16 protein-coding genes, 2 pseudogenes and 1 riboswitch are annotated in these 12,836 nt (G+C 72.5%); of the genes and pseudogenes, 11 read left to right on the top strand and 7 right to left on the bottom strand.

Annotated features, from left to right (window positions below; all coding sequences use genetic code 11):
* Positions 1–306, top strand: a 306-nt coding sequence (locus E1193_RS23430) for an RtcB family protein (RefSeq protein ID WP_165945812.1), incomplete at its 5' end; no start/stop codon positions are given.
* Positions 307–441: 135 nt separating this feature from the next.
* Positions 442–855, top strand: coding sequence for a type II toxin-antitoxin system Phd/YefM family antitoxin (locus tag E1193_RS23425; RefSeq protein WP_132185342.1), 414 nt, complete (start codon positions 442–444; stop codon positions 853–855).
* A gap of 7 nt (positions 856–862) precedes the next feature.
* On the opposite strand, the gene E1193_RS23420 is transcribed toward E1193_RS23425, so the two are convergent.
* From E1193_RS23420 to smpB, 3 genes are all read right to left on the bottom strand, one after another.
* The gene (locus E1193_RS23420) at positions 863–1,825 is read right to left on the bottom strand and encodes an anti-sigma factor RsbA family regulatory protein (protein ID WP_132185341.1); all 963 of its coding nucleotides are present in this window, start codon (positions 1,823–1,825) and stop codon (positions 863–865) included.
* A complete protein-coding gene (locus tag E1193_RS23415; protein WP_165945811.1) occupies positions 1,822–2,637 on the bottom strand; it encodes an MEDS domain-containing protein in 816 nt (271 codons plus the stop codon). Before E1193_RS23415 ends, E1193_RS23420 begins: the two co-directional genes overlap by 4 nt.
* Before the next feature lie 91 nt (positions 2,638–2,728).
* Positions 2,729–3,211, bottom strand: a complete 483-nt coding sequence (gene smpB / locus E1193_RS23410) for an SsrA-binding protein SmpB (RefSeq protein ID WP_132185339.1) — start codon at positions 3,209–3,211, stop codon at positions 2,729–2,731.
* A 165-nt stretch (positions 3,212–3,376) separates the two neighbouring features.
* On the opposite strand from smpB, the gene E1193_RS23405 reads away from it, so the two are divergent.
* The 3 genes from E1193_RS23405 to E1193_RS23395 all read left to right on the top strand — a co-directional run bounded on the left by E1193_RS23405 (position 3,377) and on the right by E1193_RS23395 (position 7,210).
* The gene (locus tag E1193_RS23405) at positions 3,377–4,036 is read left to right on the top strand and encodes a class I SAM-dependent methyltransferase (protein ID WP_132185338.1); all 660 of its coding nucleotides are present in this window, start codon (positions 3,377–3,379) and stop codon (positions 4,034–4,036) included.
* A gap of 88 nt (positions 4,037–4,124) precedes the next feature.
* The gene (gene htpG, locus E1193_RS23400; protein ID WP_132185337.1) at positions 4,125–6,023 is read left to right on the top strand and encodes a molecular chaperone HtpG; all 1,899 of its coding nucleotides are present in this window, start codon (positions 4,125–4,127) and stop codon (positions 6,021–6,023) included.
* 344 nt (positions 6,024–6,367) lie between these two features.
* A riboswitch (cyclic di-AMP (ydaO/yuaA leader) is annotated at positions 6,368–6,537 on the top strand.
* Complete coding sequence (locus E1193_RS23395; protein ID WP_132185336.1) at positions 6,536–7,210, top strand: transglycosylase family protein; 675 nt, start codon at positions 6,536–6,538, stop codon at positions 7,208–7,210. It overlaps the preceding riboswitch by 2 nt.
* Here E1193_RS23395 and E1193_RS23390 read toward each other — a convergent pair.
* From E1193_RS23390 to E1193_RS33380, 3 genes and pseudogenes are all read right to left on the bottom strand, one after another.
* Positions 7,200–7,697, bottom strand: a pseudogene (locus E1193_RS23390) (glycoside hydrolase family 15 protein); the annotation flags it as partial. The gene E1193_RS23395 and the pseudogene E1193_RS23390 overlap by 11 nt on opposite strands.
* Before the next feature lie 92 nt (positions 7,698–7,789).
* Positions 7,790–8,149, bottom strand: coding sequence for a trehalase-like domain-containing protein (locus E1193_RS32060; protein ID WP_165945809.1), 360 nt, complete (start codon positions 8,147–8,149; stop codon positions 7,790–7,792).
* Positions 8,146–8,460 carry a hypothetical protein gene (locus E1193_RS33380; RefSeq protein WP_243707841.1) on the bottom strand — a complete coding sequence of 105 codons (315 nt, stop codon included), beginning with the start codon at positions 8,458–8,460 and terminating at the stop codon, positions 8,146–8,148. Before E1193_RS33380 ends, E1193_RS32060 begins: the two co-directional genes overlap by 4 nt.
* Here E1193_RS33380 and E1193_RS33375 point away from each other — a divergent pair.
* Positions 8,455–8,607 (top strand): hypothetical protein, encoded by a 153-nt coding sequence (locus tag E1193_RS33375; protein ID WP_243707840.1) that lies wholly within the window; start codon positions 8,455–8,457, stop codon positions 8,605–8,607. The genes E1193_RS33380 and E1193_RS33375 overlap by 6 nt on opposite strands.
* Before the next feature lie 222 nt (positions 8,608–8,829).
* Here E1193_RS33375 and E1193_RS23375 read toward each other — a convergent pair whose 3' ends face one another.
* Positions 8,830–9,456 (bottom strand): universal stress protein, encoded by a 627-nt coding sequence (locus tag E1193_RS23375; RefSeq protein WP_132185333.1) that lies wholly within the window; start codon positions 9,454–9,456, stop codon positions 8,830–8,832.
* A gap of 91 nt (positions 9,457–9,547) precedes the next feature.
* Between E1193_RS23375 and E1193_RS23370 the strand changes: the two genes are divergently transcribed.
* From E1193_RS23370 to E1193_RS23355, 5 genes and pseudogenes are all read left to right on the top strand, one after another.
* Entirely contained in the window at positions 9,548–10,765 is a 1,218-nt protein-coding gene (locus E1193_RS23370) for a D-arabinono-1,4-lactone oxidase (RefSeq protein WP_132185332.1), read from the top strand.
* Positions 10,765–11,163: a sensory rhodopsin transducer gene (locus tag E1193_RS23365; RefSeq protein WP_207922820.1), complete on the top strand. Its 399-nt coding sequence runs from the start codon at positions 10,765–10,767 to the stop codon at positions 11,161–11,163. The genes E1193_RS23370 and E1193_RS23365 overlap by 1 nt, the downstream gene beginning before the upstream one ends.
* A gap of 144 nt (positions 11,164–11,307) precedes the next feature.
* A pseudogene (locus E1193_RS33370) lies at positions 11,308–11,595 on the top strand (FUSC family protein); the annotation flags it as partial.
* A gap of 61 nt (positions 11,596–11,656) precedes the next feature.
* The gene (locus E1193_RS33365) at positions 11,657–12,301 is read left to right on the top strand and encodes a hypothetical protein (protein ID WP_243707844.1); all 645 of its coding nucleotides are present in this window, start codon (positions 11,657–11,659) and stop codon (positions 12,299–12,301) included.
* Positions 12,302–12,456: 155 nt separating this feature from the next.
* A partial coding sequence (locus E1193_RS23355; RefSeq protein ID WP_243707842.1) for a Na+/H+ antiporter NhaA occupies positions 12,457–12,836 on the top strand: 380 nt, incomplete at its 3' end.

Below are 12,836 nucleotides of genomic sequence, written 5' to 3'. Positions count from 1 at the left end.
GACCTGGGCATCATCCCGGGGTCGATGGGTACCGGCTCGTACATCGTGCGGGGCAGGGGCAACCCGGCCGCGTACTGCTCCGCGTCGCATGGCGCGGGACGGCGGATGTCGCGGGCGCAGGCCAAGCGGACGTACGGCGTCGAGGATCTGCGGCGGCAGACCGAGGGGGTGGAGTGCCGCAAGGACGCCGGGGTGGTCGACGAGATCCCCGGCGCGTACAAGGACATCACCCGGGTGATGTCCCAGCAGGACGATCTGGTCGAGGTGGTGGCGCACCTCAAGCAGGTGGTCTGTGTGAAGGGTTGAGCCGGCCGGCGTCCCCACGGCGCCGGCCGGACGTCCCGGGTCCTGACGTCGCCGCCGTCAGCACGTCGACCTGCCTCACCAGCGTCGAAGAGCCTGATGGTGGTAAATGTCGTACCCGGGCCGCAACATGGAGTCATGGCTGCCCCCGCGCTGACCCACCACGACGGTCGACCCCGATCCATGCCGCTGCGCGAGCTACGCACCCGGCTGACCCAGGTGATCGCCACGGCCGAGCTGACGGACACGGTCACCCTGGTCACCCGGGACGGCGATCCCCGCCCGATCGCCGCCGTCGTGCCGGCCGCGGCGGCACGGTCCGCCGCCCAGGCCCGCGCCGACGACGAGCGGCTCGCCGCCGTCACCGCGGGCTGGGCCCGCCGCCTGGAGGAGACCCACCGGCTCGGTGCCCGCCGGCACGCCGCCGAGCTGCGCGCGGTCACCGACGCCCTCGCCGAGGTGTGGGCCGAGCTGGACCGTCGTGTCCCGCCCGGCACCGACGCCACCGTCGACCGGCTGCGTGCCGCCCACCGGGACCTGTCGCGAAGCTGACTCGCCGTCAGCCGGCGACGTTCGGGTCGCCGGTGATCAGGCGCAGCGTGAAGCCGTCCGGGCCGCGCTGCATCGCGACGTGGTCACAGGACTGGTAGGTGATCCAGAGCCCCAGGCCGCCGGAGGTCGCGCCCCGCGCCGGCAGCAGCCCGGCGTACGGATCGGTCGGTCCCGTGCCGGCGTCGCCGACGGTCACCACCACCCGCCCGTCGCCGGCCCAGAGCCGGAACCGCACCGGCGGCCGACCGTGCCGCAGCGCGTTGGTAACCGTCTCGCTCACCGCCACGGACAGGTCGTCCACCTCGTCGGCGCTCAGGTGCTCGGGTGCCACGGCGCGCACCGCCGCCCGGGCCCGCGCCGGGGTCGGGTCGACCAGCTCGACCAGCGGCGTGCCGCGTTGCAGCGGGTCGGGCGTGACCGGGCGCGGCTCCCGCAGATAGACCTCGGGCGCGGTGTAGACCTCGTTGGGCAGGTGCCGGCCGTCCGCCGTGGCCGTCCGCGGATGCGTGCGGACCACGTCGGCCAGGACCTCCGGCGGGGTGCTCCGGGTGCCGTAGGCGCACATGCTCCACAGTGGGAAGTCGTCGTAGGCGTGGTTGGCCGCCGACTCGTACCGCCCCCACCAGTCCCAGGTACGGCCGAACGCGGCCGGGGGCAGCTCGCCGACGATCCGGATCTGCCTCGCGCCGGCGGCGACCTGGTCGGCCAGCAGCTGACGGTAGGAGCGGATCGCGGCGGAGGGCCGGGCGTAGACGTCGCCGCCGTCGAGGAAGGTCACACCGGAGCGAGGCGGCAGCGCCGCGCGCAGCAGGGCGGTGTGGCGTTCGCCGAAGGACACCATCGACGGCTCGCCCGCCGCGACCCCGTCGAGCAGGAACGGCAGCACGACGGCGAGGAGTTCCTCCGGCGAGTCGTAGAGGGCGGCCTCGTGGAAGTGGCCGGCATGCCCCGCGGCGGCCCCGGTCCTCATCGGGTCACCTCCACCCGCACCCGGGACAGCCCGAGCAGCGTCACGAGTCGGGACGCGGGGGCCAGCGAGGTACGCAGCACCACCTCGCCGTGCCGGCTCGCCGCGTGCCGATGCAGGTGCAGCAGGCTGCGATAGTCGATGAAGCGCAGCCCTTCGGCATGGAGCACCAGGTCGCCGGGGTCGTGGTCGGCGCGGCGCACCGCGGTGGCGAACACGTCGTGGTTGGACGTGTCCAGCTCACCGTCGAGGACCAGGCCACCGGCGCCGGCGTAGAGGTGGAACAGACTGATCCCCGGGTCGGACGTGGGGTGCAGGCACGCCAGCTCCTCGATCGTGCGTTCGTCGAGGCGGGTGCGGTCGTAGCCGCACACGGCGGACATCGGCCGGGTTCGCAGGAACCGGTCGACCATGTGCTCGTAGCGGGCGAACGCCTCCCGCCGCACCGGGTCGAGGACCAGCGGGGTGCCGTCCGCGGCGATCCGCCAGCCGGCGTGGCCGTCGGCGAGTGCGGCCTCGATCATGGTGGTGTAGGACGCCAGTTGGGCATCGCTGTCCAGAGGGCCTGAGCCGTACACGTCGTCGACGGAGCAGACCTCGGCCGCACCCGTGCACAGGGCGTCGCGCAGCCGGGACACGCCGCGCCACCGTTCGACCACCACGGGCACCGGCTCGGGGGTGACATAGCGGACGCGGTCACCGACGGCCAGACCGGCGAGCAGGAACTCCTGCGCCCGCGTCTCGAAGACGGCCGGATCGTCGTACGCCCAGCAGGCGTGACCGGGCCGCCCTGGCCGCACCGACGTGCTGGTCACACCGGCCGCCTCATGTGCGCAGTCTATGCCGATCCGGCCGGAGCCGTTCGTCGGCCCATCTGTCTGCGGATCCCGGACGGCCGCCGAGCTGTCAGGCGGGGCGGCGGCCCTTGAGACGACGGCCCAGCTCGCGGGCGATCTCCCGGTTGGCGTCACGCTCGGCGAGAGCCTGCCGCTTGTCGTACGACCGGTTGCCCCGTGCCAGGGCCAACTCGACCTTGGCCCAGCCGTTGCTGAAGTACATCGACAACGGCACCAGCGTGACGCCACCGTCGCGCAACCGCTCCAGGATCCGCGCGATCTCCACCCGGCGCAGCAGCAGCTTGCGGGTCCGGCGGGGCTGGTGGTTGGTCCAGGTGCCGAAGCCGTACTCGGCGATGTGCAGGCCGTGGAGCATGAGCTCACCGTCGCGTTCCTGGGCGAACGCGTCGACCAGCGACACCCGTCCCTCGCGCAGCGACTTAACCTCGGTGCCGGCCAGCACGATCCCCGCCTCATAGGTCTTGAGGACGGTGTAGTCGTGCCGCGCCTTCTTGTTCGAGGCGATGAGCGTCCGCCCGGTCTCTCTGGACACCACGACCTCCCGCCCTGCCTGAACCTGCTCGACGCACCCTATCCGCCGGGCGTCTCCCCGCGGTGGTGGGCGGACCGGGCCGGCCCGTACCGTCCCCGCGAAGTCGGCGTCGACGTGCCGGCGAAGGTCGCCGCCGTTCGTTGGCAGACAGTAGGGTCGGCGACCGTGACAGAGCCGAGCTTCCTGACCCGCACCCGTGCCGCGTACGACACCATGGCGGTGCGGTACACCGAGTTCACCCGCGACGAGCTGGCCGCCCGGCCGTGGGAACGGGCCATGCTCGCCGCCTTCGCCGAGCTGGTCCGCGCCGGCGGGGGCGGGCCGGTCCTCGACGTCGGCTGCGGCAACGGCCGCGTCGCCCGGCACCTGCGCGACCTCGGCCTCGACGTGGGCGGCGTCGACCTCTCTCCCGGCATGATCGCCGAGGCCCGCCGGCTCCACCCCGACCTGCGCTTCACGGTCGGGTCGATGCTCGCGCTCGACCTGCCCGACGCCACGCTCCCCGGGCTGCTCGCCTGGTATTCGGTCATCCACGTCTCCGACGACCTGTTGCCCGCCGTGTTCGCCGAGTTCCACCGCGTGCTCGCCCCCGGCGGGCACGCGCTGCTCGCCTTTCAGGTCGGCGACGAGGCGGTGCGCCGCACCGAAGCCTGGGGCGACCCGGTCGACGTGGTCTTCCACCGGCGCCATCCGGACCGGGTGGCGGAGCTGCTGGCGGCGGCCGGACTGACCGTGCACGCCCGGCTGCACCGCGAGCCGGAGCCACGTGGCGGCGGGCTCGAACCCACCCCGCAGGCGTTCCTGTTGGCCCGCCGGGCGGTGTGACGACCGGGTGTCACCGGACGGCCACGCGGCTCGTATCCTTTGCGCGGATCCCCGGGGACGGGACCGCGACGAGGATGAGGAGGTTGGTGTGAGCAGCCGGACCGAGACGTTGGAGTTCCAGGCGGAGACGCGTCAGCTGTTGCAGTTGATGGTGCACTCCATCTACTCGCACAAGGACGTCTTCCTGCGCGAGCTCGTGTCCAATGCCTCAGACGCGCTGGACAAGCTGCGGCTGGAGTCGATGGTCGACAAGGAGCTCGACGTCGACACCTCGGACCTGCACATCGAGATCTCCACCGACGCGCAGGCGCGGACGCTGACCGTGCGGGACAACGGCATCGGCATGTCCCGCGAGGACGTCGTGTCGCTGATCGGCACCATCGCCCGCTCCGGCACCGCCGAGCTGCTGCGCAGGCTCAAGGAGTCGAAGGAGTCCGCCAACCAGGACCTGATCGGGCAGTTCGGCGTCGGCTTCTACTCCACCTTCATGGTCGCCGAGCAGGTCACCCTGCTCACCCGCCGCGCCGGCCAGGCCGAGGGCACCCGCTGGGAGTCCACCGGCGAGGGCACGTACGTGATCGAGACCGTCGACGACGCCCCGCAGGGCACCTCGGTCACCGTGCACCTCAAGCCCGTCGACAGTGAGGACAACCTGCACGACTACACCGACCACGGCAGGATCCGCGAGATCGTCAAGCGGTACTCCGACTTCATCGCCTGGCCCATCCGGCTGGTCGACGCCGACGCCGACGCCGACGCGGAACCGGTCACCCTCAACTCGATGAAGGCACTGTGGGCCCGCCCCCGCGACGAGGTCGCCGAGGAGGAGTACCGGGACTTCTACCGGCACGTCAGCCACGACTGGGCCGACCCGCTGGAGACCATCCACATGCGCGGCGAGGGCGTCTTCGAGTACGAGGCGCTGCTGTTCATCCCCACGCACGCCCCGTTCGACCTCTACCGGGCCGACGGCCGCCGGGGCGTCCAGCTCTACGTCAAGCGCGTCTTCGTGATGGACGACTGCGCCGCGCTCATCCCGGATTACCTGCGCTTCGTCAAGGGCGTGGTCGACGCGCACGACCTGTCGCTCAACATCTCGCGGGAGATCCTCCAGCAGGACCGGCAGATCCAGATCGTGCGTCGCCGGCTGGTCCGCAAGGTGCTCGCCACCCTCAAGGAGATGCGTACCGCGCACGCCGAGCGCTACCGGACCTTCTGGTCGGAGTTCGGTCGGGTGCTCAAGGAGGGCCTGCTCGAGGACCCGGACAACGCCGAGGTGATCCTCGAGCTGCTCCGCGTCGAGTCCACCCACGACGCCACCGAGCCCACCACCCTGCCTGACTACGTCGCCAGGATGAAGGAGGGCCAGACCGAGATCTACTACGCCACCGGAGAGAGCCGGGCGACCCTGGAGAACTCCCCGCACCTGGAGGCGTTCCGGGCCAAGGGCTACGAGGTGCTGCTGCTCACCGACCCGGTCGACGAGGTCTGGGTGGACCGGATCGGCCAGTTCGACGGCCGGTCGCTGCGGTCCGTCGCCAAGGGGCAGGTTGACCTGGACACCGAGCAGGAGCGCAAGGAGGCCGAGACCGAAAGGGAACAGCAGGCCAAGGAGTACGCCGACCTGCTGACCTTCCTCCGCGACACGCTCGCCGACTCGGTCAAGGAGGTCCGCCTCTCCTCCCGGCTGACCACCTCGCCGGCCTGCATCGTCGGCGACGCGTACGACCTCACCCCGACGCTGGAGAAGATGTACCGCGCGATGGGCCAGGAGGTGCCGAAGGTCCTGCGGATCCTGGAGCTGAACCCGACGCATCCGCTGGTGACCGGGCTGCGCGCCGCCCACCAGCGGGACGCCGCCGATCCGGCTCTGGCCGAGACCGCCGAGCTGCTGTACGGGATGGCGCTGCTCGCCGAGGGCGGCGACCTGACCGACCCGGCCCGTTTCGCCCGGGTGCTCGCCGACCGACTCACCCGCACCCTCTGACGCCACCGGTCACCGCGGGCCCGGGACGGACCCCGTCCCGGGCCCGCGCGGCCTTTTTGTCCGCCAGAGAGGCCGCTCCCGCCGTGGACCAGAATGGGCGGTGACATGTCGGGGTGAGACGGTCACCGACCGCCCTCACCGAGCCGGGGAAATCGTCAGCGGTCAGGAGTCGATCTGTCACCGTGTGTTGCCGGATCGAGGTGACCGGGCATTGTGCACGGCGGCCTGTACTTCGCAAGCGGAGGCCCGAAGTCCTCGCCTGACCGGGTGAAGAACCTCTCAACAGGTGGGCGATCAGCCAAAACACTTCCTAACGTCGTTGGAGTCCGCGATCGCGGACACCGTGGCCGGTTACGCCTAATCCATGCCGCCGGTCGCGGCCACAGTCACCCGGGCATGGAGCGGGGGACCCACGTTCCTCGGTGCACGTCACCTCGGGGTGAAGCCGCCACGGCGGCCGGGCTCCTCGGCCCGAACCCGACAGCTCACCTCGTCGGCGTGGAGGATCACAGATGGCAACTGCATACGTCGCCCGTCATCGACGGGTCAGCTCGCGCCGCATCGCTGTCGGCACTCTCGCCGTCGGTGCGGTCACCGGGGTCGCCGCCGTGCTGGCACCGGCCTCGCCGGCGAGCGCCGCCAGCGTCAACTGGGACGCGATCGCCCAGTGCGAGTCCAGCGGCAACTGGCACATCAACACCGGCAACGGCTACTACGGTGGCCTGCAGTTCTCCCAGAGCACCTGGGCCGGCTACGGCGGCAAGAAGTACGCCGCCCGAGCCGACCTGGCCAGCCGGAGCGAGCAGATCGCGGTCGCCGAGAAGGTGCTCAAGGGCCAGGGCATCGGGGCCTGGCCGACCTGCGGCAAGAAGGGCGGCTCCACCAAGAGCTACGCCCCGAAGAAGGAGAAGTCGTCGCAGTCGGCGCAGCGCTCGCAGTCCCGTAAGCAGACCACGTCGACCGCTCAGCGGTCGTCGCGGGATGAGCAGCGCAGCACCCGCAACCAGCCGCGCCGCGCCCCGGTGACCAGCGGGGGCAGCTACGTGGTGCGGCCGGGGGACACCCTGTCCGAGATCGCCGAGGCCCGCAAGGTCTCCGGCGGCTGGAAGGCGCTGTACGAGCGCAACCGCAGTGTCGTCGGTGCCGACCCGGGTCTCATCTTCCCGGGGCAGAAGCTCAGCATCTGACGCATCGCCCTCGACGCCCGGCCGGAGGTCCACCGGCCGGGCGTCGACGTGTCCCGGTCCAGGTTCGGTCAGCCACCGGCGTGGTGCCGTCGGGGGCGAGCTGTTCGGCGTAGAGGTCCAGCGGGCCGGCGTACCCGCGCAGCTGGTCGAACACCTCCCGGGCCTCGTCGTGCCGCCCGGCGAGCACGAGCGCGGAGACCAGCTCGAAGCAGCAGAGCAGGAACGCGCCCTCCCCGCCGGGAAGCCCGTCGTCGATCCGGTAGCGCCGGAGCAGGCCGGGCCCCACGCCCAACTCTTCGCGGATCCGGTCGATGGTGGCGAGCATCCGTGGGTCGTCACCCCGCAGGAAGCCGACCAGCGGGATGCGCAACAGCGAGGCGTCCAGGTCGGTGCACTCGTACGCCATCACGAAGCTGCCGACGGTCTCGTCGTACCCGCGGTCGAGGATCTCGGCACGCAGGGCGTCCCGGGCCTCGGTCCACCGATCCGTCGGGGCTTGCGGGTCGCCCGGTCCGCAACTGGGACTACCGCTACACCTGGCACCGCGACGCGGCCCTGCTGCTGCTCGCCCTGTTCCGACTAGGACACGCCGAGGAGGGCAGTCGTTACCTGCACTTCCTGCTTCTCCGCGCGAATCGGGCGGGTGGCGTCGCCGGGGCGGACGGCGAGGAAATCGTGCCCGACCGCGACTCCGCCCGGGGCACGGTGCCGGCTCTCCAGCACCAGCGTCCCCGGCAGGTACCGCCGGTCGGGTTCGGCGCACCCCGCCACCGTCCACGACCACGCGCCGCCGCGCCGGCGGTCGAGCAGGCGGGCGAAGACCGCGTCGCCCTCGAAGTTCGGGACGCAGCACCACTCGACCGCCCCGTCCGGCCCGACCAGCGCCGAGGTGTGCGTGTCGGAGAGGAAGGCGTACCCGTCGATCGGTGGAACGCTCATGTCAGCTCCGGCAGGACGTGGCCGCCGAACACGTCGAGGAACCGCTGCTGATCGCGTCCCACGTGGTGCAGGTACAACTCGTCGACGCCCAGCTGGGCGTACTCCCGCAGCCAGGCGACGTGCCGGGCGGGGTCGGCGGAGACCAGCACGTGCGCCCACATGTCCTCGGGCCGTACGTAGGCGGTCGCCTCGGCGAGGTCCGCCGGGGTGGCCAGGTCCCAGCCCACGTCGCTGCCGAGGATCGCCGGACGCCACTGCTCGTGCGCGGTCCGCAGGGCGGTGTCCTCGTCGGGAGCCCAGCACAGGTGCACCTGGAGCAGCAGGGGGCCGCGACCGCCGGCGTCACGGTAGGCGTCGAAGACCCGGCGTACCTCGGCGACCCCTGGTTGATGGTGATCAGCCCGTCGGCCCAGGAGGCCGCCCAGGCGGCGGTGGCCGGGGTGACGGCGGCGGCGTAGAGCGGCGGCGGCTGCTCCGGCCGGGTCCACAGCTCCGCCCGGTCGACCGTGACCAGGCCGTGGTGGGTGACGCACTCACCGGCGAACAGGGCGCGGATGACGTCGACGCACTCCCGCAGTCGGGCGTTGCGTTCCGGTTTGGTGGGCCAGCGGTCGCCGGTGATGTGCTCGTGGGTCATCCGGATCTTCCCGTCGGGGCGGGGACGGAAACCCCACGGAACCTCAGCGGTCGGGCAGGCCGCCGAGCAACACCGGGCGGCGCGAGCGGTGCGCCATCTCCTCGGCCACGTCGCCGAGCAGCCGTTGACCCAGCCCATGCCCGCCACGCCCGACGACGATCAGGTCGGCGTCGCGGGTCTCGGCGACCGCCAGTAACGCGTCCACCGGATGGCCGGTGACGATCTCCGTGCTCGGCTCGGGCAGCGCCGCCGGCAGTCGGGCGACCCGCTCGTCGAGCAGCCGGCGGGCCCGCCGGTCCTCCTCGGCCGCCTCGACGTCGCCGAGGTCGGGGCTGGTGACGGTGACGAGCACCAGGTCGCTGGCGGTGCCGGCCAGCGCGCGGACGACGGAGTGCAGGGCCCGGTCGGAGTCGGCCGAGCCGTCCACCCCGACCAGGACCCGCAGCCCGTCGCGGCGGCCCGAGGGTGGGCGGGAGCGCACCTCGACCCGTCGGGTGCCGGCCCGGCCGCGTTCGATCGCGATGGGCACGAAGACCGGCCCGAGCAGGCCGCCGACCAGATACCACAGCAGGCTGCGGTGGCCGCCGCGGATGACGAAGACGGCCGCGGTGACCAGGCCGACCGCCAGCCACGCCAGCACCGCGAGGACGACCAACCACGCCTGCTCCATCGTCACCCCCGGGGTACGTCCGGTCGTCGGCTCGGCGACTACCCGCCCCGGCGGCGGGTAGTCGCGGTGTCCGAGGACGGAAGGGGGCCGCGTGGCGCGGCAGTTCGTCAACTGGTCCGGCAGCCTCGCCTTCACTCCCGGCGAGTTCGCCGAACCGGCCGACGAGAACGAGGTGCGGCGAGTGGTGACGCGGGCCCGGGAGTCCGGGGCGAAGATCCGTCCCGTCGGCTCCGGCCACTCGTCGAGCCCGCTGGTGCGAACCGACGGGATCCTGGTCAGTCTCGACCGCCTCGCCGGGTTGGTGCACGAGGACGGCGACCTCGCCACCGTCCTCGCCGGCACCAGGCTCAAGGCCCTCGGTGAGGGCCTCTACGACGCGGGGCTGGCCATGGACAACCTGGGCGACGTCGACTACCAGTCGATCGCCGGGGCCACCGCCACCGGCACCCACGGCACCGGGCTGGGCTTCGGCAACCTGTCGACCCAGGTGGCCGGGGTACGGCTGGTCACCGGCACCGGTGACGTGTTGGACGTCTCGGCGCAGCGCAACCCGCAGCTGCTGCCGGCGGTGCGGCTGTCGCTGGGCGCCCTGGGCGTGCTGACCCAGCTCACCCTCGATGTGCAGCCCCGCTACCAGCTGCGGCGGCGTGTGTGGTGCGCGCGCGTGGACTGGACGCTGAACCACTTGGCCGAGTTGCAGCACACCAACCGCAACATGGACTTCTACTGGTATCCGCGCAGCGACCTGACCCAGATCCGCACGATGAACCGGGAGGACGAGGCAGTTCAGCGGCCCACGTGGCCCAGCCCTCGGGGCGCGTCGTCGGGGGCGGGTGCGGTGCCGCGGGAGATGCAGGTGGGGCCCACCCATCGCACCATCCCCCGGCACCGGGAGCTGCGCTTCGAGGAGATCGAGTACATGCTGCCGACGGAGGCGTTCCATGCCTGTTTCGCCGAGGTTCGTCGCCGAATCCGGGAACGGCACCGCCGGTTGACGGCGTGGCGGGTGCTGGTGCGCACCATCGCGCCCGACGACATCTGGCTGAGCAACGCCCACGGCCGGCCGACCACCACCATCGCCTGCCTGCAGAACGCCGGCCTGCCGTACGAGGAGTACTTCCAGGACATGGAGGCCGTTTTCCGGCAGTACGGCGGGCGGCCGCACTGGGGCAAGAAGCACTGGTTGACCGCGCGGGACCTGCGTCCGCTCTACCCCCACTGGGACGACTTCCAGGCGGTGCGGCGGCAACTCGACCCGGACGGGGTGTTCCTCACCCCCGACCTGTCCCGACTGCTGGTGGAGGGGTGATGGGCCCGGTGGGTGCCCGGGTGTGGGTCGTGCCGGGCGGTCACATCCCCTTTCCCACATCCGGGCCGGAACCGGAGTTCTCCGGCTTCGACCAGCTCTGCGTGCTCAACGCCACCGACGACCGGGCCGATGTGCGGGTCCACGTGTACTACACCGACGCCGAGCCGGTCGGGCCGTACCTGATTCCGGTGGCTGCCCGGCGCGTCCGGCACGTTCGGGTGAACGACCTGGTCGACCCGGAGGCGGTCCGGTTGGACCGGCCGTACGGGCTGGTGCTGCGCTCACCGGTGCCGGTGGTGGTGCAGTTCCTGCGCCAGGACACCCGGCTCCCCGGAGTGGTCGCGTTGACCGGCACCATGGCCCATCCGGAGCCCGCCGCCCCGGACGTCGGCGGGTGACCGCACCGTGGGCACCGGGGCGGGGACGGGCTGGCCGCGGCGGCTGCGGGACCGGCTGGTCGGTTGCGGCCGGGAGACTACCGACTGCTCCGGTTGTACCTCATCGTCGCCGTCCAGGCCGGCCTGGCAGCCGCGCTGGCCTGGGTGGTGGCACGGGAGGTGTTCGGCAACCGGGAGCCCACGTTCGCCCCGGCGGCGGCGGTCGGTGTGATCGCCGCGGCGCTGAACGACCGGGCCCGCCGCGCCCTCGAACTGATCGGCGGCGTGCTCCTCGGCATCCTGGTCGGCGATGTGCTCATCGGGCTCGTCGGCACCGGCCCGTGGCAGACCGGTGTGGTCGTCTTCCTGGCGGTCACCGCCGCCGTGCTGGTGCGCGGCAGCGGGGCGCTGACGACGCAGGCCGGCGTCACGGCGGCGCTGGTCGCCACGCTCACCCCCACCGCGCCCCACCTGGAACTGCGCCGGACGGCCAACGCCCTGGCCGGGGGGAGTGGTGGGTCTGTTCGTGGCGCTCGTGCTCGCCCCGCTCAACCCGACCCGCACCGTTCGGCGGGTCGCCGATCCCGCCCTGGACCTCTTCGCCCGGGAGATGACGGAATCGGCGGCGGCGCTGGCCACCGGCGACGCCGAACGGGCCGAGCGGGTGCTCGACCGGATGCGGGCCGTCGAGCCGGAGCTGACCCGGCTCAGTGAGATCGTCGGCGCGGCGGAGGAGGTGGTGCGGCTCTCCCCGCTGTGGTGGCGCCGGCGCCGGGCGTTGGCCGCGTACCGGGCCGGCGCCGAGCACATGGAACGGGCCTTCCGCAACAGCCGTACCCTGGTCCGTCGCATCGGCGCGGCGTTGCGGGCGGGTGAGCCGGTGCCCGCCGGCCTGCCCTCGGCCGTGGAGTACTTCGGTGAGGCGGTGCGGTTGCTGCACCGGGAGTTCCTCCCGCGAGGGAGCCGGTGCGGGCCCGGGAGCGGGTACTCGCCGCCGTGCGGGCGGCCGGTGCGGCCTGCCGGCAGGAGATGGGGTTCTCCGGCACGATCGTCGTCTCGCAGCTTCGCACGGCCGCCAACGACCTGCTGCGGGCCACCGGAGTGTCCAGGAACGAGGCCCGGCGGATGGTTCGGCGTGCGGCGGCCGGGTACTAGGTGACGCGCCTGACCTCGGATGGGCGCGCCGGGCGACCCGCCGCGGGGCCGGATAGGGTTGGACCAGGTGTGCCGGGAAGTCTGGTCGGCGATGAATGAACGCGTCCCCCTGCCCGACGAGGAGTTTACGTGACCGACGCCACCCGGCGCCGCCCCCGCCTGTTCGCCCGCCGATCCTGGGGCGAGACCCGCCGCATCTCCGCCATTCTGCGGAGGGAGACGGTGGGTGGGGCGCTTCTGCTCGTCGGTGCGTTGCTGGCCCTGATCTGGTCGAACTCACCCTGGTCCGAGGGGTACGAGTCGCTGCGGAGCGTTCGGCTCGGCCCGGCGTCGCTGCACCTGGACCTGAGCCTCGCCACCTGGGCCGCCGACGGACTGCTGGCGATTTTCTTCTTCGTCGCCGGGCTGGAGCTCAAGCGTGAGTTCGTCGCCGGTGACCTGCGCGATCCGCGCCGGGCGGCGGTGCCGGTGGCCGCCGCGGCCGGTGGGGTGATCGTGCCGGCCCTGATCTACACGGTGATCGCCGGTGGGGCGGGCGC

It is taken from the genome of Micromonospora sp. KC606 (genome assembly GCF_004348675.1).
In the GTDB taxonomy this organism is placed as follows: Bacteria; Actinomycetota; Actinomycetes; order Mycobacteriales; family Micromonosporaceae; genus Micromonospora.
This window is presented reverse-complemented; position numbering and strand designations above follow the sequence as displayed.